Annotated in this window: 21 protein-coding genes; 14 read left to right on the top strand and 7 right to left on the bottom strand. The window is 61.3% G+C overall.

Going from position 1 to position 19,562, the window contains the following annotated elements; translation table 11 throughout:
• Nucleotides 1-48: 48 nt before the first annotated feature.
• A complete protein-coding gene (locus AC1DXU_RS22520; RefSeq protein ID WP_477372532.1) occupies nt 49-1,248 on the bottom strand; it encodes an acyltransferase family protein in 1,200 nt (399 codons plus the stop codon).
• A 456-nt stretch (nt 1,249-1,704) separates the two neighbouring features.
• Between AC1DXU_RS22520 and AC1DXU_RS22525 the strand changes: the two genes are divergently transcribed.
• Entirely contained in the window at nt 1,705-2,766 is a 1,062-nt protein-coding gene (locus tag AC1DXU_RS22525; protein ID WP_477372534.1) for an NAD-dependent epimerase/dehydratase family protein, read from the top strand.
• Nucleotides 2,767-2,770: 4 nt separating this feature from the next.
• On the top strand, nt 2,771-4,090 hold the full coding sequence (locus AC1DXU_RS22530; protein ID WP_477372536.1) for a DUF4910 domain-containing protein: 1,320 nt from the start codon (nt 2,771-2,773) through the stop codon (nt 4,088-4,090).
• Here the strand turns inward: AC1DXU_RS22530 and rfbC are convergent.
• On the bottom strand, nt 4,085-4,636 hold the full coding sequence (rfbC, locus tag AC1DXU_RS22535) for a dTDP-4-dehydrorhamnose 3,5-epimerase (protein WP_477372538.1): 552 nt from the start codon (nt 4,634-4,636) through the stop codon (nt 4,085-4,087). The two genes, AC1DXU_RS22530 and rfbC, sit on opposite strands and share 6 nt — an antisense overlap.
• Nucleotides 4,637-4,977: 341 nt before the next feature.
• Here rfbC and AC1DXU_RS22540 point away from each other — a divergent pair, with 341 nt between their 5' ends.
• The 4 genes from AC1DXU_RS22540 to AC1DXU_RS22555 all read left to right on the top strand — a co-directional run bounded on the left by AC1DXU_RS22540 (nt 4,978) and on the right by AC1DXU_RS22555 (nt 8,219).
• Nucleotides 4,978-6,273, top strand: a complete 1,296-nt coding sequence (locus AC1DXU_RS22540; RefSeq protein WP_477315095.1) for a methyltransferase domain-containing protein — start codon at nt 4,978-4,980, stop codon at nt 6,271-6,273.
• Nucleotides 6,270-7,085, top strand: coding sequence for a sugar phosphate nucleotidyltransferase (locus AC1DXU_RS22545; protein WP_477314024.1), 816 nt, complete (start codon nt 6,270-6,272; stop codon nt 7,083-7,085). The genes AC1DXU_RS22540 and AC1DXU_RS22545 overlap by 4 nt, the downstream gene beginning before the upstream one ends.
• Nucleotides 7,082-7,735, top strand: coding sequence for a PIG-L deacetylase family protein (locus AC1DXU_RS22550; RefSeq protein ID WP_477372540.1), 654 nt, complete (start codon nt 7,082-7,084; stop codon nt 7,733-7,735). Before AC1DXU_RS22545 ends, AC1DXU_RS22550 begins: the two co-directional genes overlap by 4 nt.
• Nucleotides 7,736-7,940: 205 nt before the next feature.
• Entirely contained in the window at nt 7,941-8,219 is a 279-nt protein-coding gene (locus tag AC1DXU_RS22555) for a hypothetical protein (RefSeq protein WP_477314026.1), read from the top strand.
• Nucleotides 8,220-8,519: 300 nt separating this feature from the next.
• Here AC1DXU_RS22555 and AC1DXU_RS22560 read toward each other — a convergent pair whose 3' ends face one another.
• Nucleotides 8,520-9,278 (bottom strand): LuxR C-terminal-related transcriptional regulator, encoded by a 759-nt coding sequence (locus tag AC1DXU_RS22560; protein WP_477372542.1) that lies wholly within the window; start codon nt 9,276-9,278, stop codon nt 8,520-8,522.
• Between the two features lie 762 nt (nt 9,279-10,040).
• The gene (locus AC1DXU_RS22565) at nt 10,041-10,265 is read right to left on the bottom strand and encodes a hypothetical protein (protein WP_477372544.1); all 225 of its coding nucleotides are present in this window, start codon (nt 10,263-10,265) and stop codon (nt 10,041-10,043) included.
• Nucleotides 10,266-10,836: 571 nt separating this feature from the next.
• Between AC1DXU_RS22565 and AC1DXU_RS22570 the strand changes: the two genes are divergently transcribed.
• Nucleotides 10,837-12,336, top strand: coding sequence for a hypothetical protein (locus tag AC1DXU_RS22570; RefSeq protein ID WP_477372546.1), 1,500 nt, complete (start codon nt 10,837-10,839; stop codon nt 12,334-12,336).
• Between the two features lie 51 nt (nt 12,337-12,387).
• Here AC1DXU_RS22570 and radC read toward each other — a convergent pair whose 3' ends face one another.
• Nucleotides 12,388-13,143: a RadC family protein gene (gene radC / locus AC1DXU_RS22575; protein WP_477372548.1), complete on the bottom strand. Its 756-nt coding sequence runs from the start codon at nt 13,141-13,143 to the stop codon at nt 12,388-12,390.
• A gap of 142 nt (nt 13,144-13,285) precedes the next feature.
• Nucleotides 13,286-14,188, bottom strand: coding sequence for a LysR family transcriptional regulator (locus AC1DXU_RS22580; RefSeq protein ID WP_477372550.1), 903 nt, complete (start codon nt 14,186-14,188; stop codon nt 13,286-13,288).
• 107 nt (nt 14,189-14,295) lie between these two features.
• Here AC1DXU_RS22580 and AC1DXU_RS22585 point away from each other — a divergent pair, with 107 nt between their 5' ends.
• Both AC1DXU_RS22585 and AC1DXU_RS22590 read left to right on the top strand, forming a co-directional pair.
• Nucleotides 14,296-15,045 carry an SDR family oxidoreductase gene (locus AC1DXU_RS22585; RefSeq protein WP_477372552.1) on the top strand — a complete coding sequence of 250 codons (750 nt, stop codon included), beginning with the start codon at nt 14,296-14,298 and terminating at the stop codon, nt 15,043-15,045.
• Nucleotides 15,046-15,106: 61 nt separating this feature from the next.
• On the top strand, nt 15,107-16,009 hold the full coding sequence (locus AC1DXU_RS22590; RefSeq protein ID WP_477372554.1) for an SDR family oxidoreductase: 903 nt from the start codon (nt 15,107-15,109) through the stop codon (nt 16,007-16,009).
• 54 nt (nt 16,010-16,063) lie between these two features.
• Here the strand turns inward: AC1DXU_RS22590 and map are convergent, their stop codons facing one another.
• The gene (gene map / locus AC1DXU_RS22595; protein ID WP_477314044.1) at nt 16,064-16,891 is read right to left on the bottom strand and encodes a type I methionyl aminopeptidase; all 828 of its coding nucleotides are present in this window, start codon (nt 16,889-16,891) and stop codon (nt 16,064-16,066) included.
• Between the two features lie 239 nt (nt 16,892-17,130).
• Here map and AC1DXU_RS22600 point away from each other — a divergent pair, with 239 nt between their 5' ends.
• The 5 genes from AC1DXU_RS22600 to AC1DXU_RS22620 all read left to right on the top strand — a co-directional run bounded on the left by AC1DXU_RS22600 (nt 17,131) and on the right by AC1DXU_RS22620 (nt 19,524).
• Nucleotides 17,131-17,502, top strand: a complete 372-nt coding sequence (locus AC1DXU_RS22600; RefSeq protein ID WP_477372556.1) for a hypothetical protein — start codon at nt 17,131-17,133, stop codon at nt 17,500-17,502.
• A gap of 116 nt (nt 17,503-17,618) precedes the next feature.
• The gene (locus tag AC1DXU_RS22605; RefSeq protein ID WP_477372558.1) at nt 17,619-17,855 is read left to right on the top strand and encodes a hypothetical protein; all 237 of its coding nucleotides are present in this window, start codon (nt 17,619-17,621) and stop codon (nt 17,853-17,855) included.
• A 135-nt stretch (nt 17,856-17,990) separates the two neighbouring features.
• On the top strand, nt 17,991-18,287 hold the full coding sequence (locus tag AC1DXU_RS22610; RefSeq protein ID WP_477372560.1) for a DUF982 domain-containing protein: 297 nt from the start codon (nt 17,991-17,993) through the stop codon (nt 18,285-18,287).
• A 181-nt stretch (nt 18,288-18,468) separates the two neighbouring features.
• Nucleotides 18,469-18,714, top strand: a complete 246-nt coding sequence (locus AC1DXU_RS22615; RefSeq protein WP_477314052.1) for a DUF6074 family protein — start codon at nt 18,469-18,471, stop codon at nt 18,712-18,714.
• A gap of 147 nt (nt 18,715-18,861) precedes the next feature.
• Nucleotides 18,862-19,524, top strand: a complete 663-nt coding sequence (locus tag AC1DXU_RS22620; RefSeq protein ID WP_477372562.1) for a DUF2161 domain-containing phosphodiesterase — start codon at nt 18,862-18,864, stop codon at nt 19,522-19,524.
• Nucleotides 19,525-19,562 lie beyond the last annotated feature (38 nt).

A 19,562-nucleotide genomic window follows, 5' to 3' on the forward strand; every position in this document is an offset into this window, starting at 1 on the left:
CACTACTTGAGCCCAGGTACCCCCCTTGGCATTGGGTCTTGTACTCGATCAGACCAAAGTAGTGCCCTTGGAGGACGGCAGCGGATCCGTGCGGAACTGCGGCGCATGCTCGCGGCGGCGGGTGAAGCGGCTTTCGAAGTAGCGGAACGAAAGCTCGGCGGCGGTCAATGTCAGCGTATAGGAGGCGAGGAAGCCAATGATTTTCCATCCGATGGACCAATTTTCCGGCAGCTGGAAAATTGCCGACATGAAAAGGCTGGAGACCAGTATCGCGAGCGGATGGTAGACATAAGCGCCGTAGGAGATTTCTCCGATGCGCTGCAGCAGGCGCGGCCTGAGCAGCCAATCGATCAACGGGTCTCTGGCAGCTGCCAGCGCAACCAACCCTCCGGCGGCCGCCGCCATGGCGGTATAGAGGAAGACCTCGCGATACTGACCCCAGAGGATACCGGATAGAACGTTTCGGAACATGTCCAGGCCTCGATCGCCTGCCGCATAGTTCAGGCCGATATAGACAGAAGCATAGATCGCAAGCGTGGCGCCGCCTGCAACGGCAAGCGGGCGTGCGATCCTGCCGAGGACCCCCCTTTGGTTCGCCAAGGCCAGCAGCGCGCCCGTCGCGAACGAATCGGTATGCAGGAAAGAACCCGAATAGATTGCGTAGGCGCTGGCTTCGCTGTCCCATCCAAGATGGGCCACCAGGAAAGAAGCCACCAGGCGCAGGACAGGGGAAGCGAGAAGCGCGACCAGCAAGAGAACTGCCACCGTGCGGCGGGACACCAGAAACCAAAGCAACCCATAGACGGCATAAAACTGCATCTCGATTGAAATCGTCCACAAATGCCCTACTGGCCACGATGGAAGCTCGCCGCGTCCGAGGACCATGGCGACATTGTTGATGAAGCCCAGCAGCGACCCCACGGCAACCATATCTGTGCCGGCTCCGGTGGCGAGGCAAACCAGCACGCCCAAGCCGATATAGGCATAGTAGACCGGTACGATCCGGAGGGCCCGGCGGCGGAAAAATCTTGCCAGACCCCGTCTTGCCGGCAAGTCAGACTGTCGGCCGATCATGGCAAGGGTCACGACGTAACCAGAGATGACGAAAAACAACCAGACCCCGGTCCATCCGAAGGGGAGGAGGCCGTTGTGCTGCGCCACCACGGCCGTCATTGCGAAACATCTTAGCGTATCGATTGATCCGACGCGGTTGCTGCCGTGTTGAAGCCCTGGGGAACGCGAGTCCATCGATGTTCCTCTGCTGCGAAGTTCCTTCGCGGGAATTCGCCCGGCGCAGCGATCGTTCCGAAAGGATCAACTCCGAGCTTATTTTTCGCACACGGGCGGCACGATTTCTCTTCAGTCTTTCGATTTAAAAAGGACACGCGGCTGCTCGCTGGACAGCCAAAAGAAGTAAGACTCCGGATGTTGCCCCGGCAAGTTGCAAGCCACATCTGCATCGGAGGTATTTTCCCTCTCTGATCAGGAAGAGCCGACGAATAGGCCGATGGAGCCATCACGATGCGGCGGACGGTGCTCTGAAGAAATTCCTCCGAAAGGATTAGGCGCGCACCACCCGAAAGGTGCAGTTGGCGGCAGGGCTTCGTCCAACGGGGCACCCTGATCGCCTATTGATGTTCTCCCTCACAGTTTTCCGCCCAAGTAGCCTCTGCGCGATCATATCCGCTGGAGAATAGGTGTGCGATGAAAGTCATGGTGACCGGCCATCAAGGCTATATCGGCTCGGTGATGGTGCCGATGCTGCTCAGTGCGGGGCACTCGGTGACGGGTTACGACAGCGATCTCTACCGGCGCTGTACCTTTGCTTCGGGCGGAGAGCAGGCTAACGTTCCGTCCATCCAAAAGGACGTCAGGGATGTGGATGCGCGCGACCTCGAAGGGTTCGATGCCGTCATCCACCTTGCGGCTCTTTCCAACGATCCGCTGTCCGATCTGGATCCGGGCATCACCTACGAGATCAACCACAGGGGCACCGTCCGTTTCGCGAAGGCGGCCAAGGAGGCCGGCGTGTCGCGCTTCCTGCTTGCGTCATCGTGCAGCAACTACGGACAGGCGGGCGACGGAATGGTCGACGAAACGGCCGTGCTGAACCCGGTTACGGCCTATGGCTGGTCCAAGGTGCTTTCGGAACGGGATATTTCAGAACTGGCCGACAGCAGCTTCTCTCCCATCTATTTCCGACCCGCCACGGCCTACGGTCTGTCGCCCCGGCTCCGCTTCGACATCGTGCTGAACAATCTGGTTGCCTGGGCCGTCACCAAGGGCATGATCCTGCTGAAGTCCGACGGGACACCATGGCGGCCGATCGTCCACATCGAGGACATTTCAAGGGCGTTCATCGCCGGTCTGGAAGCGCCGCGCGAGATCATCCACAACGAAGCCTTCAATGTGGGACGGACGGACCACAACTACAGGATCCGCGACATAGCCGAGATTGTCGCCAAGGTCGTACCGGGCTGCCGGCTTGAGTTCGCGTCGGATGCTGGTCCCGACAAGCGGTCCTATCGCGTCAGCTTCGACAAGATCGCGCGCGCTCTTCCTGCCTTCAAGCCGCAATGGGATGCGCGCAGGGGCGCCGAGCAGCTTTACCAGGCCTACAGCAAGTCGAATGTCACGCTCGAGGAATTCGAGGGGCCGCGCTTCCAGCGCATCGGTCACATCCGCTACCTTTTGGCCAGCGGACTTCTCGACGCGCGGATGCGGGTCACCGAACCTTCGCGAACGCTGGAGGCAGCGGCAGGGTAATCGGATGGAGCACGTGAACCCCGACGGACTTGGCCCCCCGCCGGCTTCCACCGGCGTCGGCCAGGAAATCTATGCCTTGGCCGAACGCCTCTTTCCGATTTGCAGGAGCATCACCGGAGACGGTGTGCGACGAACGCTGGATATCCTGTCTAGGGACGTTGACCTGGAACGGCATGAGGTGCCCACCGGGACGCAGCTGTTCGACTGGACAGTTCCACAGGAGTGGAACATCCGCTCGGCGAGCATTGCGGGCCTGGACGGGCAAACGGTGGTAGACTTTGCCGACTCCAACCTGCACGTCGTCAACTACAGCGTGGCCTTCAAGGGAACCCTGACGCTCGATCAATTGCGGCCGCACATCCATACATTGCCTGAACAGCCGGGCTTAATCCCGTACCGCACCTCCTACTACGCCCCGACATGGGGTTTCTGCATGGCCCACGATCGTCTGACCGAGATGCCTGACGGTCTCTATCAGGTGAAGATCGATGCCGAGCTGAAGGACGGCAGCCTGACTTATGGCGAATACCTGCACCGCGGGCAGACAGAGCGGGAATTCCTCCTCTCGGCACACATATGCCACCCGTCGCTGGCCAACGACAACTGTTCAGGCCTGGCCCTGCTGGCGACCCTTGCGAGAAGCCTGAAGGCAAGGAAAACGCGATACAGCTACCGCTTCCTGTTCGCTCCGGGCACGATCGGCGCGCTCGCGTGGCTGTCCCGCAACGAGGGCCGGACGCATCTCATTGACCATGGTCTGGTGCTGTCATGCGTGGGCGATGCAGGAAGCCCGGCATACAAGCGCAGCCGCCGCGGCGACGCCTTCATCGACCGCGCCATGGCCAATGTGCTCGGGCGCGAAGCCGGGGCAAAGCTGATGGATTTCTCCCCTTACGGCTATGACGAGAGGCAATATTGTTCGCCGGGTTTCAATCTTCCGGTCGGCATGTTCCAGCGGAGCGTCCACGGCACATTTCCCGAATACCACACGTCTGCCGACAATCTCGACTTCATCAGGCCGGAGCACTTGGAGGATTCCTTACGCATTCTGATGGACGTGATCGACATCGTCGAAGGGGACTGGACGCCGTTGAACCTTTTTCCCAAGGGCGAACCGCAACTCGGCAGGCGCGGCCTCTACGCCGCGCTGGGAGGGCAGAAGTCTTCGGGCGCCACCTCGATGTCCCTGCTCTGGGTGTTGAATCTCGCCGACGGGCAGCATTCGCTTCTGGCGATGGCGGAACGCTCGGGCCTGCCATTCGGGGAGCTGGCCGCCGCCGCGAAATTGCTGTCGGATCATGGTCTCCTGGCCGCGGCTTTATAAGACGCCAGCGGCAGTCCGCTGCTTGAGCAGCGGCCACGTCATGTCCCTTTCCGACATCGCCGTCGGCATCAAAGGCCAGCCTATCGAAAAGGCAGGGTCGTTGTAGCGGACACCCGTCGACGCGTGAGGCGTATAGAACTGCGATATGAGGTATGAGACCTCGGCATCATCCGTCAGGGTCTGGAGCCCGTGGGCGAACCCTGCAGGGATGTAGACCTGTTTCATGTTTTCGGGCGTCAGCTCGAAGGCCAGCCAGTTGTGGCGTGTCGGCGAGTCCAGGCGCAGGTCAACGACAACATCGAAAATCGCGCCGCGGACACAGGAGACGACCTTCACCTCGGTGTATGGTTCCTCCTGATAATGCAGCCCCCGAAGGGTTCCCTTTCTGACCGAATGTGCCCGGCTGTGCTGGACAAAGCGCGTCGCCAGGCCGCAATCGGCCATCTCCTTTTCGCAGAAGAGACGGGTGAACGCGCCGCGGTCGTCAATCACCGGCGTCGGCTCGATCAGCCAGACACCTTTCAGCTCCGTTTCGGTAAACTGCATGTCGCCCTAAACCCCAGTGGCCGGCAGTCCGATTGTCGACACCGCGTGCCCGGGCTGGAAGAGCTACCTAAGCCTTAGGTGGCTTCTCCGATCGCGGTATGCCGGGGCCGGCGGCACTACCCGTTCGGTGGTCTCGGCGGCGCCATTGCATCTGCCGTTTCCCTATAAGGATTAAGGCGCCCAACGGATTGGCAAATCGAACCCATGGGCGCTGCGTCCTAACCTGCGTCGAAAAAGAAGCACTCTCCAAAGAAGGTCTCTCTACGGAGGCGCGGAGGGCACAGGTTCATCGTCAAGCCCCCGCGTTTCCGTCTTTCACACCATCGCGCCAGGAGTACCGAATGAACATTGAGGCTGTCGAAATCGTTCGCGACCACAACACGACACGCCGGAATGTTGGTTGCAGGCTCTGCGGATCGCGCCTGCGTCACACTCTGGTCGACCTTGGCATGTCGCCTCCTTGCGAGAGCTTCCTGCAAGCCGAACAGCTTGACCAGATGGAACTCTATTTTCCGCTCAACGTCCTGGTCTGCGAGAGCTGTTACCTGGTGCAGCTCAAAGAGTATTTGAGCCCTGAGACCATTTTCAGCGAATACGCCTACTTCTCTTCATTTTCGACAAGCTGGGTGGCCCACTCGAAAGCCTATTGCGAAGCGATCACGAAGCGACTTGGACTTGGCGCCCACAGCTTTGCAGTGGAACTGGCAAGCAATGACGGTTACCTGCTGCAGCACTTCCTGCCACTGGGCGTTCCCGTACTTGGCGTCGAGCCGGCGGCCAACGTTGCGCGCGCGGCGGTCGAGAAGGGCGTGCCCACCCGGGTCGACTTCTTCGGGGTGCGGCTGGCACGTCAGATGGTGGCCGAAGGGCTAAGCGCCGATCTGATCATTGGCAACAACGTCCTGGCGCAGGTGCCCGACCTCAACGACTTCGTCGCCGGAATGAAAATCCTGCTCAAACCAGAGGGCGTCGTCACCCTTGAGTTCCCGCACATCGAGCGGCTGATGGCCGAGAACCAGTTCGACACCATCTACCACGAGCACTTTTCATATTTCTCATTGCTGACGATCGACCTGATGGCGGCCCGCCATGGACTGCGGCTGATCGACGTCGAGGAGCTGCCCACCCACGGCGGCTCGCTGCGTGTGTATCTCGCCCACGAGGGCAGCAGCAGGGCCACTCACGACCATATCGCTGAACTCCTTGATCGCGAAAAGCGGCATGGGCTTACGGAAATGACGACCTACACCTCGTTCGCCTACAAGGCGCAGCGCGCGAAGCGCGATCTCCTCGCGTTCCTGGTCTCGGCCAAAAACGAGGGCAAAAGGATTTGCGGTTATGGCGCGCCTGGCAAGGGCAACACGCTGCTCAACTACTGCGCCATCGGCACCGACTTCCTCGACTTCACGGTGGACCGCAATCCCTACAAGCACGGTCGCTTCACGCCGGGCATGCACATCCCGATCAAGCCCATCGACGCGATCGACCAGGCCAAGCCGGACTACATCCTGATCCTTCCGTGGAACCTGAAGGACGAGATCATCAAGCAGATGCACCATGTCGCCGCCTGGAACGCGAAATTCGTGGTGCCAATTCCGTTCGTAACCGTGATTGATCCATCGGAGCTACACAGATGAAAGTCGTTCTTTTCTGCGGCGGCCGCGGCACCCGGATTCGCGATTATTCCGAAAGCATACCGAAGCCGATGATTCCGCTCGGCCCCCAGCCGATCCTGCGCCACGTCATGCAGTGGTATAGCGACTACGGGCATGACGAATTCGTGCTGTGCATGGGCTACAAGGCCAACATCATCAAGGATTTCTTCCTGAATACCCGGCCGCAGACCTTTTCCGATTGCGTGGTCACGCACGGAGGGGAGGACGTGAAGCTGCTCGGCGACACGGTCAAGGACTGGAGCATCACCCTGCTCGACACAGGCATCTGGCGCAACATCGGCGAGCGCCTGTGGGCCGCGCAAAACCACGTCAGGAACGAGAAGATGTTCCTGGCCAATTATTCCGACGGCCTGACCGATGTCGACCTCGACGATATGATCAGGAAATTCGAGGCCAGTGGCAAGATCGGCTGCTTCCTCGCCGTGCACGCGCCACTGACATACCATCTGGCCGACATCGCGGAAGATGGCCGCGTACGCGAGTTCCGTGCGGCGCAGACATCGGAGATCTGGATCAATGGCGGCTACTTCATTTTCCGCCCCGAGATCTTCGACTACATGCGTGACGGCGAGGAACTCGTTGTCGAACCCTTCAAGCGGCTGATCGATGACAACATGCTGATGGCATACAAGCACGAAGGGTTCTGGCGTTCGATGGACACGTTGCGCGATTGGCAATCGCTCGAAGACATGGTCGAAAAAGGCGACATGCCCTGGAACATGAGGGTCACCGCCGAGAAGAACAGGCGCAGCGTCGTGTTGGCCGCATCATGATGGGCCTTGGCCTCGCACGTCGCGGGGAGGAACTCTCAATCCTTTGCCTTGGAGCCCATTCCGACGACATCGAGATCGGCGCCGGAGGCACGATACTCGGCCTGATCGCGTCGGGGGTCAAACTGAACGTCCACTGGTGCGTGCTGAGCGCAGGCGGCCTGCGCTCAGCGGAAGCCAGGAGGTCGGCCGAGGCCTTTCTCGAAGGATCGCGCTCGTCGACGGTCGATGTCGCGGATTTCGAAGACAGCTACTTCCCCGCCCACAGCCGATCGATAAAGCAATGGCTGATCGAGGTAAGATCACGGGTTGATCCCGACGTGGTGTTTACCCACGCCAGGTTCGACGCCCATCAGGACCACCGGGAGGTCAACCAACTGACCTGGAACGTGTTCCGCGATCATCTGGTGCTCGAATACGAGATCCCGAAATGGGATGGCGACCTTTGCCAGCCCAATGCCTATGTGTCGCTCACGGCCGCCGTGCTGGAACGCAAGATCGAACTCCTCCACGAGCACTTCGGGACGCAGCGCTCCAAGGACTGGTTCGACCGCGAGACATTCGCCGGGCTTGCGAGATTGCGCGGGATGGAATGCCGGGCACCCGAGCATTTTGCCGAGGCGTTCACACTCCGGAAGGCCAAAATTCTTTAGCAGTTTTTCGCAAATTCCCCCGCGAAAAAACTAACGGTGGATCAACCAACAAATCGCGTGAAGAGCCATTGAACTTGCCGGGCGATCTGCTAACAAATTCCTCTGTCGCCGTCGGGCGACGTCCGCTGAAAAAGACACAGAAGCAGCCAGCCATTCAAGGCCGGCGGATTTTTACTATCCATTTTGAAGTTGGGGAATCATCAACGTGGGCAAAGAAGAAATTGCTCGTGGATTTTCGCTCAGCGAAGCCCGGATCGGAACGGTGGAGGGGGGAGAATCCGGTGTTCTGGTGTGGAAATCCGACCAGCTGGTCGCCGTCCTTACCGAGATTGATGAGGAAGCCTATAGCACGAAAGGCAAATGGTTCCTCGAGACCGGCTTCGGGCTGCTGAGCGGGCAGCACAAGAACTTCGATACGATCGAGGAAGCCATTAGATGGGTGGGCAGATACACCTTCCCTGAGCCTGTTCCCGCTGTAGATTGATCGGCGGTCGCCAAGGCGGCAAGCCGCCCTGTACAGGTCCCTGAGAGCCCTCTCGACCTGTGTTCTGATACCTTCGTCGCCGGAGGGATATTGAACCGTTTGTCAGATTGTCAGACAGCCTTCGTCGACGTCCCAGACATGACACCCCAAACGGCGCGAGGACGAGATTCGCCGCGTAGGTGTGGCTGCTGCCAGCGACCTGATGCTATTCACTGCAATGGGTCATTCAACTTTCAAAGGCTGAACGCGCGAAAACGGCCCGCCGGGATTCGCCAAGGCGGGCCGTCTTATCGCTCGCAATCACTCTTCAACCAGAGCTCCTTCTGCGAAGAGATCGTTGACCTTATAGGCGACTTCCGTCCGGTTGGTCGCCTTCAGCTTCTTCATGATGTTTCGGATGTGGACCTTCACTGTGCTTTCGCGCAGGTTCAGTTCGTAGGCGATGATCTTGTTCGCCTTGCCGCGCCGGAGCGCCTGGGCGACCTCGGCCTGCCTGAGCGTGAACATGCCCGTCAACGGCCGCGTGTCGCAGCTGCCTGAATCTATCAGGTGCCGCATCGAAAGGACACTGCTCGCCGGGACGAAGATGCCTCCCGCCGCTGCAAGGTTGATCGCCTCGACACACACGTCGATCCCGACCGAAGTCGGAATGTAGCCGCGTGCGCCGCATTCGAGAGCCGTCAGTATCTGTGCAAGGTCTTCGGTGTCGGCCAGGATAACCACCGGCACCGATTTGAACTCGGACGAAATATGCCTGATCTCGTCCGCGATGCCATGATCGGTGACTTTCCTGCCGCCAAGGTTGAAGAGTATGGCAGCGAGGGGAGGGGCCGAACCCTTCTTCACCCGCCATTCTTCGATCGAACCCATGGCGACGACCGCCATGCCGAGTTCGTGGTCCTCGAGGGCCGATGCGAGACACTCGCGGTCTAGGGCCCTTCCGTCCAGGATGAGGAGGCATTGCCTGCCTGCCTGTTCGTGGACATTTTCCGTTCCGCTGGACGGAACTCTTGTCTGATTTGTGGAAGTGTAATCGTGCAATCCTACTGTAGAACCCATACTAGTACCCGCCTTTCCCCAACGCGATCTGCCTTGTGGCGGCCAATAGAGCTAGAGCTCCGTCATTCTTTTGGATTGAACTTTGATACCCAACCCACTCGAAGCTTCAGGCTGGGTTATCCCCAGCTTGGAGCCTTGAGCAGTTCCCCACTGCAGCCACCTAGAACAGCTTGAGCAGTCTATGGGTTATTTATAAGCAGTCTCTAACTTATGTTAATTTTATAAAGATTTTTAAGTCTTCAAAAAGACGTAGCCAAGCTGGAGCCCAAGGCGCTGCGATCCCTTGAAGACGCAGGAACGGGACGCTTGGCCAGCACCGGACCTTGTCGGACACATCATCAGCCAAGCAGATCACCCAGATTGCGCAGATCACCCCGATTGCGACAGTTCGGCCGGTCCTCATCCGATAGGCGGAAGCAGGATCCGCTCGTATCCCCTGACAACATTACATCTTACCTCCAAAAGCTTCGTCGACCCTCCAAAAGCTTCGTTGACGGCATATGTGCCAGGCTGAACATTGGAATGCCGGCGTCTGCTCAAGGCTTACGCGGCCTGTCTGCAGCGAAAGCGCGGAGACAGGATAGGGGAGTCACTGCCCGCCCAACGGCTCCCCTATCGCTCCGCGCGGCGAACACGCGGTCAGGCCAGGTTCCAGAGAAGTTTGATTTGGCAAGCAGGATCCGCTTGCAGGGCGTGGCTGACGTCGACGGAAATTAGCCGTCTACCCGAAGGCTTCGTGGACGCAGGATGAAGGCCTGGGTCTCAGGCGTTTCCTTGAGGATCAGCCTCGCTTAGCCACTGCACATCCAGAAGCGTTCCGTCCGTCTGGATCACGGTTTCGAAGGCGGCTATCAGCCTTTTGGCGGCTTTGCTGGCAATGTGGGACTCGGGGTACTTTGCCTCCACGGCCCGCGCACGCTCGTAAACTTCCTTGAGTTGCCTGACCTGCCTGGGACCGAATGCGCTATGTACAACCTGAATGGTCATACCGCTTCTCCTCCTCGTGCCGGAACTCCAACAACCCGCCCGTTGCCCGGCGCTCCCACGATTTCATCATTAACACAGGGCTGTGCAATTGACAGCAAAAACAAGCCTGCAGCCCTAGTATAAGATTGCCATTTCTCTTTGGTCGAGGCGTTCTTTAGGAGGCGTTCGCGGATTGAGGGTTAGCCCTTTGCAGGAAGGCGCAGGCCGGATTACGAAAAGACAGCCAGCGCGAAACAACTCGTGGAGTTCACCGACTCGTCGGTCACCGCTTTCCCGAGAGCGAAAAGGCGCGCATTTTTCACATCCTCCGATCATGCCGCCGCGAATTTGCGACGCAGCAGCCGAAACCGGGACATGCAGCCATTCAGTCTTCAAGCGCAGGCCAAGCGGACGATCACCCTTCGATACCCACCGTAGGTCGGAGTACCTGTCGTGTCCTGCGGATGCGGGTGTCAGGCTACGCCCTTTGGCTCTCTTGCTCGGGATATCCATCTGCCGAAAGATGAGCCGTCGGACAGTTTCGCGCGTCCGCATAACCCGGGGCCAAACCAAGCGGGAGGCTCGGTCAGCAATGCAGATGTCCTTGCCGGGGCTCCTGGTGGTCGCGGCCATTTTGATCGTTGCCTACTATTCCAGGGGAATGTTGATCATCGGCCTGGTCGCTTCCCAGGCATTCGGTGCGACGGCCGCCATGACGCTGATCTTTTTAGGTGGGTCGTCTCCGCTGATCTACACCATGTTTGCGGCCCTGCTCGTCACGGCCGTCGCCGCCAGACGTCGCATCTGGTTCGATCTTGGAAGCGTGTTCGGAAGCATCCGTCCGGTCTGGGTTCTGGCAAGCCTGATGGCTTACGCAATCATCGGGGCATGGCTGTTTCCAAGATTCTTCGCAGGACAGACCGCCGTCTTCGTGCAGTCGAAAACCCGGGTTGCGGTCGTCGAAGCATCTCTGGCCCCGGTTTCGGGCAACATCTCACAGACGGGGTACTTCATTCTTGGCGGGCTCACCGCCATCGCGCTCTGTGTGCTGCTGCTGCACTCCAACAGGATCGACCAGGTCCGCCGCGGCTTCTTCTTGTGGTGCGGTCTGCACACGGGCATGGGGCTGGTCGATCTTATCGGCAAGAACGCAGGAGCGGGAGACTTGCTGGCCCCGATCAGAACCGCCAACTACGCGCTTGTAACTGAAGCAGTCGAGGCGGGATTCGTGCGGATCACGGGGCCTTTTTCGGAGGCCTCTTCCTTTGCAAGCGTTTCCCTCTGCTGTCTGGCATTCTGCTACACGTATTGGAGAAAGGCCAAATCACGCCTCGCCCAGTGCTTGGCGGGCATCCTGCTCTTCCTGACCGTTCTGTCGACTTCGTCGACCGCTCACGTCGGTCTCATTCTCCTGTGCCTTCCGGTCGCCTTCTCGATGTTGGTTTCGGTCTTCAGGGGGCGGGTTGAGCGCGAGGAGATACTCTTAACCGCTTTGATGGCGACAGGCGTGGTCGCCATCATGGGCATCAGCCTCTACAACGCCGGCGTCCTTGAACCCTTCGTCAAGTTGATTAACGCCACCATCGTCAACAAGGCAGATTCGGCCTCCGGCGAGGAGCGCGCCTACTGGAACGTAAAGAGCCTGCAGTCCTTCCTGGACACCAGTGGCCTCGGCATTGGTTTCGGCAGTTCAAGGGCATCAAGTTGGCCGATCGCGGTGCTTTCCCAACTTGGCTTGTTCGGGTCGTTGATGATGGCGATCCTGCTCGGCGTCCTGGTCAGCGGATTGGGGCGGATGCGGGAATGGGTAGACCCAGAAACTGATGCCGTCGTGACAAGCGTCAGGAATGCTTCCCTCGCAGGCATAATTGCCAGCTCAGTGTCAGGTGGCAGTGCCGATCCAGGCATCCTCTTTTTCATCGGACTTGCCGTCGTTTCCGCCACCAGAGTTCGCGCCCGGCGCACCATGGCAGCGCTTGGGCGAACCACCCGACATCAGGCACCGGCAGTGGCAGAGACCCGTGAGGGCTTCCTCTCTCGTGGTGGAGGAGCCACGTGGGCACCTGCAGCAGGATCGGGCAACCGGGAATGAGATTCCGTGTGGCCGCGGTGATGCGCCGGAGCCGTCACCCGCCTCGCTCGCTCAGATCAAAAGCAGGCCCTTCATCGAGGCATAACCCTTCTTGCCGATGATGATGTGGTCGTGGACGGCGATGCCGAGCGGCTTGGCGCTGTCAATGATCTGTTTGGTCATCTCGATGTCGGCGCGCGATGGCGTCGGGTCGCCCGAGGGGTGATTGTGGACCAGGATAATCGCGGTGGCGGAGAGTTCGAGCGCGCGCTTGACCACTTCGCGCGGATAGACCGGCGTGTGGTCGACAGTGCCGACCTGCTGCACCTCGTCGGCGATCAGCATGTTCTTCTTGTCGAGGAACAGGATGCGGAACTGCTCGCGGTTCTCGAAGGCCATGACCGAGCGGCAATATTCGAGCAGCTGCGTCGACGATGACAGGAGCTCGCGGCCGCTGATCTTGCCGCGCGCCATGCGCTGCGCCGCCGCGGCAATGATCTTGAGATCGACCGCCACCGCCGGACCGATGCCCTTCACCTCCTGAAGCAGTGCCGCGGGCGCGCCGAGCACTTCGGCCAGGGTGCCGAAGCGGGCCAGTAGCGCCTTGGCGATCGGCTTGGTGTCGATCCGGGGGATCAGGCGAAACAGCAAAAGCTCCAGCAGTTCGTAGTCGGGCAGGGCGTCGGGGCCGGCGGCTGTGAATCGCGTGCGCAAGCGGTCGCGGTGACCGATATAATGCGGCTGTTCGATCGCCGCAGCCTTGGCAGGCGGCGGAATCCGCGCTTCGGAGAAGAAACCCCGTTCGTCGTCGTCGCCGATTTTCCCCATATGCCGCCCGGATCCAGGGTTTGCCGAGCAATAGTGCCCACCCGGCCTGGCAAAATACTAGGCCGGCAGGTTGGGGCGGTCGAGATTTTTTCGGCGGGTCGCGTGAAAATCTCCAATGCGGCCGCAGCGATCCGGCGGCGCTTCATTCGGGCCGCGCGGTTCGGTTGCGGAACTGTTGGGCCATCCAGTCGATGAACACGCGCAGGCGCGGCGACAATTGGCGCGTCGGCGAATAGAGGACATGAACCGGCAAGGGCGACGGGGGAAAGCCGGCGAGCAACTCGACTAGGGCGCCGCTGGCCAGTTCCGAGACGACCCGGTAGCGTGGAACCTGGATCAGCCCAAGGCCCATGCATGCGGAAGCGACATTGGTCTCGGGGCCGGTCACCGTCACCATGGCAGGCAAGGTGAACTGGCGGGTCTTGCCGTCGACGCTGAAGACGAGAGGGATGATCTCGGCTGCGTCCGGCGCCATCAGGCCAACCATTTCGTGTCCCCCGAGCTCGTCGGGCGTCTGCGGCGTGCCGAAGCGGCTGAGGTAGTCGGGGCTGGCGAAGGTGCCTCTTTCCAGCGTCGCCAAACGCCGCTTTATCAGCGGACTGTCGGCCAGTTCGCCGGCGCGCAAGAGACAGTCGAAGCCTTCGCGGATCATATCCATCGGCTGGTGCATCTCGCTGATATGCAGCCTGATATCCGGATACAGCTCACGAAAGCGGGGCAGGCCGGGCAGCAGGAAATACCGCGCCTGGGTGCCATGCATGTCGACGCGGACCAGGCCCGACGGCTTGGCGCCGACAAAGGCGCCCTCGGCGTCTTCCAGGTCGGCGACCAGACTGACGCAGCGCTGATAATAGGCTTCGCCGTCCAGTGTCGGGCTGACCTGTCGGGTCGTGCGCTGCAAAAGCCGCACACCCAGCCGTGCTTCCAGACTCTTGACCGCATCGGTGACCGATGAGCGGGGCAGGCCAAGATCGTCGGCGGCCTTGGTGAAGCTGCGCCGCTCGACGATGCGGATGAAGACGCGCATGGCGTCGAAGCGATCCATTGTTCGAATTCTCGAATGATGTTGTCGGATTATGCCTGATTATCCGCGACACTGGAAGGCACATCTTGTTGGCAGCCGATCAACGGCATCCAACAAGGAGACAGACCATGACCAACCAGGCCAATCAGACCGCCAAGATCGCCATCGTCACCGGCGCCTCGGGCGGCATCGGCGGCGCCGTTGCCGAGCGCCTCGCCAAGGACGGCTTCACCGTCGTGGTGAACTACGCCGGCAATGCCGCCTCGGCAGCGGCGATCGTCGCCAAAATTGAAGCCGCCGGCGGCAGGGCGGTGGCGGCCAAGGCCGATATCGCGGACGCCACCGCGGTGGCGCGTATGTTCGACACGGTCGAAACCGCTTTCGGCGGCGTCGACGTCCTGATCAACAATGCCGGCATCATGAACCTCGCCACGATCGCCGACAGCGACGATGCCCTGTTCGACCGCCAGATCGCCGTCAACCTCAAGGGCACCTTCAACACATTGCGCGAAGCGGCAAAGCGTCTGCGCGACGGCGGCCGGATCGTGAATTTCTCATCCAGCGTCGTCGGCCTGCTGCAGCCGACCTATGGCGTCTATGCCGCTACCAAGGCTGCGGTGGAGGCGATGACCAGCGTGCTTGCCAGGGAATTGCGCGGCCGCAACATCACGGTCAACGCAATCGCGCCGGGGCCGACGGCAACCAGGCTGTTCCTCGATGGCAAGCCGCAGGAGGTTGTCGATCGCCTGGCCAAGCTTGCTCCGCTCGAGCGTCTCGGCCAACCCGAGGATATCGCCGATGCGGTCGCCTTCCTCGCCGGCCCGGACGGCGCCTGGATCAACGGCCAGACCCTGCGGGCCAATGGCGGGATCATCTGATCTCGCCGGCAACCCGGAACCGCTTCAGCTCCCAGTGAGCTTCAATCAAGGAAACATCATCATGTCCAAATTCGTCATCCTCGTCACCGGCGCGTCCTCGGGCTTCGGCCTGATGACCGCCAAGTCGCTGGCCGAAGCCGGCCATACCGTCTACGCCTCGATGCGCGAGACCACCGGGCGCAATGCGCCCCAGGTCGCAGCCGTCGCCGCCTGGGCCGCCGAGCACAAGGCCGATCTACGCACCGCTGAACTGGATGTGCAATCGGACGCCTCGGCCGATGCCGGCATCGCCCACATCATCGCCGATGCGGGCCGACTGGATGTCATCGTCCATAATGCAGGTCATATGGTGTTCGGCCCCGCTGAGGCCTTTACCCCCGACCAGCTCATCCAGCAGTACGACGTCAACGTCCTGGGCGCGCAGCGGGTCAACCGCGCTGCACTTCCGCATCTGCGCGGGCGAGGCAAGGGCCTGCTGGTCTGGGTCGGCTCCTCCTCGACGCGCGGTGGCACGCCGCCGTTCCTGGCGCCCTATTTTGCCTCCAAGGCGGCGATGGATGCGCTGGCCGTGTCCTACTCGACCGAGCTCGCTCTGTGGGGCATAGAAACCACCATCATGGTTCCCGGCGCCTTCACCAAGGGCACCAATCACTTCGCGCATTCGGGCAAGCCGTCCGATGCGGCGCGGGTCGCCGACTATGAAGCCGGTCCCTATGCCGGTATCGCCGATCGGGCGCTTAAGGGGCTGGCCAACCTCGAGCCGGCCGACGCCGATCCGTCGGAGGTGGCCCGCGAGATCGTTCGCGTCGTGGACACGCCGTTCGGCAAACGTCCGTTCCGCGTCCATGTCGACCCGTCACAGGACGGCGCCGAGATCGTCAACGGCGTTGCCGACCGCATGCGTAGGGAGATGTACCGCAACATCGGCCTTGAAGACCTGCTTCACCCGGCTGTGGTTGCCTGAATTCGCGGGCCTGATCTCGCGGCAGTTAAACCGGCCTCGATATTCCTTGACCGCTCAGGCCGCCAGGCCGGGGCGGTCGAGGTTCTTTGGCGACAGCGTGAAAATCTCGCAGCCGGTCTCGGTGACGCCGATCGTGTGCTCGTACTGCGCCGACAGCGAGCGGTCGCGCGTCACCGCCGTCCAGCCGTCCGACAGCACTTTGACATGCGGCCGGCCAAGATTGATCATCGGCTCGACGGTGAAGATCATGCCCGGCCGCATCTCGACGCCCTCATTGGCGCTGCCATAGTGCAGGATGTTGGGCGCATCGTGGAACAGCTGGCCGACGCCGTGGCCGCAGAAATCGCGCACCACCGAGCAGCGTTCGCCTTCGGCAAAGGTCTGGATGGCGGCGCCAATGGCGCCGGTGCGGGCGCCCGGCCTGATCGCCGCAATGCCGCGCATCAGGCATTCATGGGTGACCTCGAGCAGGCGTTCGGCGGCGCGCTTGATGGTGCCGACCGGATACATGCGCGAGGAATCGCCATGCCAGCCGTCGAGGATGTAGGTGACGTCGATGTTGACGATGTCGCCATCCTTCAACGGCTTGTTGTCGGGAATGCCATGGCAGACGACGTGGTTGATCGAGGTGCAGCTGGATTTGGTATAGCCGCGATAGTTGAGCGTCGCCGGCAGCGCGCCGTGATCCATGCCGAACTCGAAGACGAAGCGGTCTATGGTTTCGGTGGTGACCCCGGGTTCGACCATTGGCACCAGTTCGTCGAGGCAGCGTGCGGTGAGGTCGCAGGCCTTGCGCATGCCGGCAAAACCTTCCTCGCCATAGAGGCGGATCTGGCCGGTGTTTCTCAGGGGTGCCGTGGCGGCGTCGAGGTAAGTGACCATTTTGTCCGTCTGCAAGGGTGGGCGGGCTGGAAATGTGAGCGCCGTTGCGAAAATCTCCCCAGATTTGGCACCGGACGGCGCAAGGTTCAAGGCCGAACTGCCGGCCATGGGCGTGCACAGGCGATATTCGGCTGCCCAGTGTGTGTGTCCGGCCCACGCCAAGCCATTCGGCCGCAAAGCTTTCCTTTGTTCAATTCGTAGGCTAGGGCGGTGGCAGAGTTCGGAGATTTTGCCTGCCGATGGCATCCAACCGCGCCACTTCACCGATAAAAGCAGCCTGCTCGGGCCTGATCGCCCTGCTGCTGCTGTCGCTGTTGTGCCTGGTTCAGGCAGATGCCACCGCCGCATCGGGCGGCGCGGGTATCAGTGCCGCCCGGCAGGGCGATGTGGCAGCACTGCTGCGTATCACCGGCAAGACGCACGCGCTTGAAATCCGCACCGCACGGCCGGTTCCAATCAAATTCGTCAGCGGCACTTCCGGCGCGCTTGCGCCTGAAGCCGCTTTCCTCCTGCTCGATCGGGCCCCGGCGGTCCAGGTAGCTTTCGCCTCTGCATTCGTGGCCCCGACACGGGCAAGCGCCAACCAGCCGCGCGCGCCGCCATCCGCATAGGCCGCCGGCGCTAGCCGCGCCTCTCAACCCATCCCTATCCAATCCGCGTCGCGTCCTGTGCGACGGCCATCGGCCGTCCACCGGCTGCGTGGCGCGTCAATTCCGGAAACATCCAGATGCAACGTATCAAAACAGTCAAAACGCTTACCCGCGCGGCCTCGGCTGCCCTGTTTCTCTCGGTGCAGGCGCTCATCTGCATCGGAACCGTCTATTGGGCGATTGCCGAAACGCTCGGCATGGCGGGAACGGCAGCCCTGGTCCTTGCCGCACTCTTTGCTGTGCCGTCGGTCTACATCCTGACCATGGCCGTGCGCATGGCCTACGATGCGGAGACCGATCCGGCGAACCAATAGCGCCCCTGCGCTTCAGCGCAGGCTTCTGTCCGGCAATGACCGCAGTGACGACACATTTTTCGGTGAAAAGCCGGTCACAGCAACTTTCTAGGACGAACGGCGTTGCTGTGGCGACGCCGTTTCGGGAGAGAAAAGATGGACAGATTGCAATTCGAGGTGCCGGTGCGCATCGCGCCCGCGCCCGGCCTGCCGGTCGAGGAAATCTACAGTGTCGAACAGGCGCTCGATGTCCTGCATGGCTGGCCGGCACGCCGGCAAGGCAAGGTTTACGAGGCTGCGTTCAACGCCTGTTTCGGCGCCACGGTCGATGTGGTCAAGACCGAGGACGCCTGCCGGGCGTTCATGGCGTTCTGCCGTGTCAGCGGCTTGCTGGCCAGGGACATGATGGTTCCTGGCAAGCGCGGCAGTGAGGCGAGGGGACTGAGGATCTAGGCTGGAGCCAGGGCAATTGGCCCCCCGATCACTGCCCATTGCGCTCGCCTCAATGGGCGCGCAGTCCGCTCGCGCAAATGACGCCTGGACTGCGCCGTTAAGGTTCCATTTCCAGTTTTGCAGCTAGGCCAGTGCCTGTAGTGCAGCGTCTGATTCGTTGCGTCAGTGTGATGGTCCAGAGATGTCGTCAGCAAATGTGCGAGCCTTTCCAATAGACCGACAGGTCGTCCTGGTGCGCGAGGTTGCCGCCAAGCTTGGCAATCTGCATGGCGACACCGCCACATCCTTCTGGAAGGCGACGGCGCGCGAACTCCTCGACCGCGCGATTGGGGCCGGCAACGACGCGGCTTCGGCCGCCAATGAGGTTCGCCGGTTTTTCGCGGCTGTGCAGAAAGAGATGCACGTGCTGACGGGTGATCTCGCCTAAAGCGCGTCGCGTTGAAGCGGATTCAGGCAACGCGCTTTAAGTCTTTGTTTCGATGCATGTCGTTGTCCCAAAACCGCTGCGCACTTTTGGGCGACATGCATTAGGCACCGCTGTGCCAGCCCGGTCCGAATCGGCTATGCCAGCAGCATGCAGGAGACGTCTCTTTACATCCCGGTGAAGCGGTTTCTCGAGAGCCTTGAATTCACTGTCAAAGGCGAAGTCGGCGCTTGTGATATTGTGGGCTTGCGCGACGGCGAGCCACCGGTGCTGGTCATCTGCGAACTCAAACTGCAGTTCAACCTCGAACTGGTTCTGCAAGGCGTCGATCGCGCCGCGGCATGCGACGAGGTCTGGCTGGCGGCGCGCATGTCCGGCAAGGGCCGTGAGCACGATCGCCGTTTTCGCGCCCTGTGCCGGCGGCTCGGCTTCGGGCTTTTGGCCGTCAGCGACACCGGCCATGTCGAACTGTTGCTCAGCCCGGCCGCTCTGCCGCCACGGCGCGACCCCAAGCGACGGTCGCGGCTGATGGAAGAGCACAAGCGCCGGCGCGGCGATCCGGTGGTCGGCGGCGGTTCGCGTGCGCCGATCATGACCGCTTACCGGCAAGATGCACTGGCCTGCGCCGCCGCGATGGCGGACGGCCCAAAACGCCCGCGCGACCTGAAGAGCATTTCACCGCGCGCCGCCAGCATCCTGCTTGATAATGTCTATGGATGGTTCGCCAGGGCCGAGCGCGGGGTCTATGCGCTGACCGAAGGCGGCCACGCCGCCTTGCTGCGCTGGCCGCAGCCGGTGCACGACCAGAGGTGATTGGCTGTTTGCACCGGTCCTCGGCGAAAGGGGCGCAG

Source organism: Mesorhizobium sp. P3_A10 (assembly GCF_056403175.1).

Excerpts from the sequence above, each read along its gene's own strand:
- AC1DXU_RS22550 (WP_477372540.1), top strand. The coding sequence starts at position 7,082 with ATGATGGGCCTTGGCCTCGCACGTCGCGGGGAGGAACTCTCAATCCTT.
- rfbC (WP_477372538.1), bottom strand. The coding sequence starts at position 4,636 with ATGCAGTTTACCGAAACGGAGCTGAAAGGTGTCTGGCTGATCGAGCCG.
- AC1DXU_RS22605 (WP_477372558.1), top strand. The coding sequence starts at position 17,619 with ATGCAACGTATCAAAACAGTCAAAACGCTTACCCGCGCGGCCTCGGCT.
- AC1DXU_RS22580 (WP_477372550.1), bottom strand. The coding sequence starts at position 14,188 with ATGGATCGCTTCGACGCCATGCGCGTCTTCATCCGCATCGTCGAGCGG.
- AC1DXU_RS22530 (WP_477372536.1), top strand. The coding sequence starts at position 2,771 with ATGGAGCACGTGAACCCCGACGGACTTGGCCCCCCGCCGGCTTCCACC.
- AC1DXU_RS22615 (WP_477314052.1), top strand. The coding sequence starts at position 18,469 with ATGTCGTCAGCAAATGTGCGAGCCTTTCCAATAGACCGACAGGTCGTC.
- AC1DXU_RS22610 (WP_477372560.1), top strand. The coding sequence starts at position 17,991 with ATGGACAGATTGCAATTCGAGGTGCCGGTGCGCATCGCGCCCGCGCCC.
- radC (WP_477372548.1), bottom strand. The coding sequence starts at position 13,143 with ATGGGGAAAATCGGCGACGACGACGAACGGGGTTTCTTCTCCGAAGCG.
- AC1DXU_RS22565 (WP_477372544.1), bottom strand. The coding sequence starts at position 10,265 with ATGACCATTCAGGTTGTACATAGCGCATTCGGTCCCAGGCAGGTCAGG.
- AC1DXU_RS22570 (WP_477372546.1), top strand. The coding sequence starts at position 10,837 with ATGCAGATGTCCTTGCCGGGGCTCCTGGTGGTCGCGGCCATTTTGATC.
- AC1DXU_RS22545 (WP_477314024.1), top strand. The coding sequence starts at position 6,270 with ATGAAAGTCGTTCTTTTCTGCGGCGGCCGCGGCACCCGGATTCGCGAT.
- AC1DXU_RS22525 (WP_477372534.1), top strand. The coding sequence starts at position 1,705 with ATGAAAGTCATGGTGACCGGCCATCAAGGCTATATCGGCTCGGTGATG.
- AC1DXU_RS22590 (WP_477372554.1), top strand. The coding sequence starts at position 15,107 with ATGTCCAAATTCGTCATCCTCGTCACCGGCGCGTCCTCGGGCTTCGGC.
- AC1DXU_RS22620 (WP_477372562.1), top strand. The coding sequence starts at position 18,862 with ATGCAGGAGACGTCTCTTTACATCCCGGTGAAGCGGTTTCTCGAGAGC.
- AC1DXU_RS22520 (WP_477372532.1), bottom strand. The coding sequence starts at position 1,248 with ATGGACTCGCGTTCCCCAGGGCTTCAACACGGCAGCAACCGCGTCGGA.
- AC1DXU_RS22600 (WP_477372556.1), top strand. The coding sequence starts at position 17,131 with ATGGCATCCAACCGCGCCACTTCACCGATAAAAGCAGCCTGCTCGGGC.
- AC1DXU_RS22585 (WP_477372552.1), top strand. The coding sequence starts at position 14,296 with ATGACCAACCAGGCCAATCAGACCGCCAAGATCGCCATCGTCACCGGC.
- AC1DXU_RS22540 (WP_477315095.1), top strand. The coding sequence starts at position 4,978 with ATGAACATTGAGGCTGTCGAAATCGTTCGCGACCACAACACGACACGC.
- map (WP_477314044.1), bottom strand. The coding sequence starts at position 16,891 with ATGGTCACTTACCTCGACGCCGCCACGGCACCCCTGAGAAACACCGGC.
- AC1DXU_RS22560 (WP_477372542.1), bottom strand. The coding sequence starts at position 9,278 with ATGGGTTCTACAGTAGGATTGCACGATTACACTTCCACAAATCAGACA.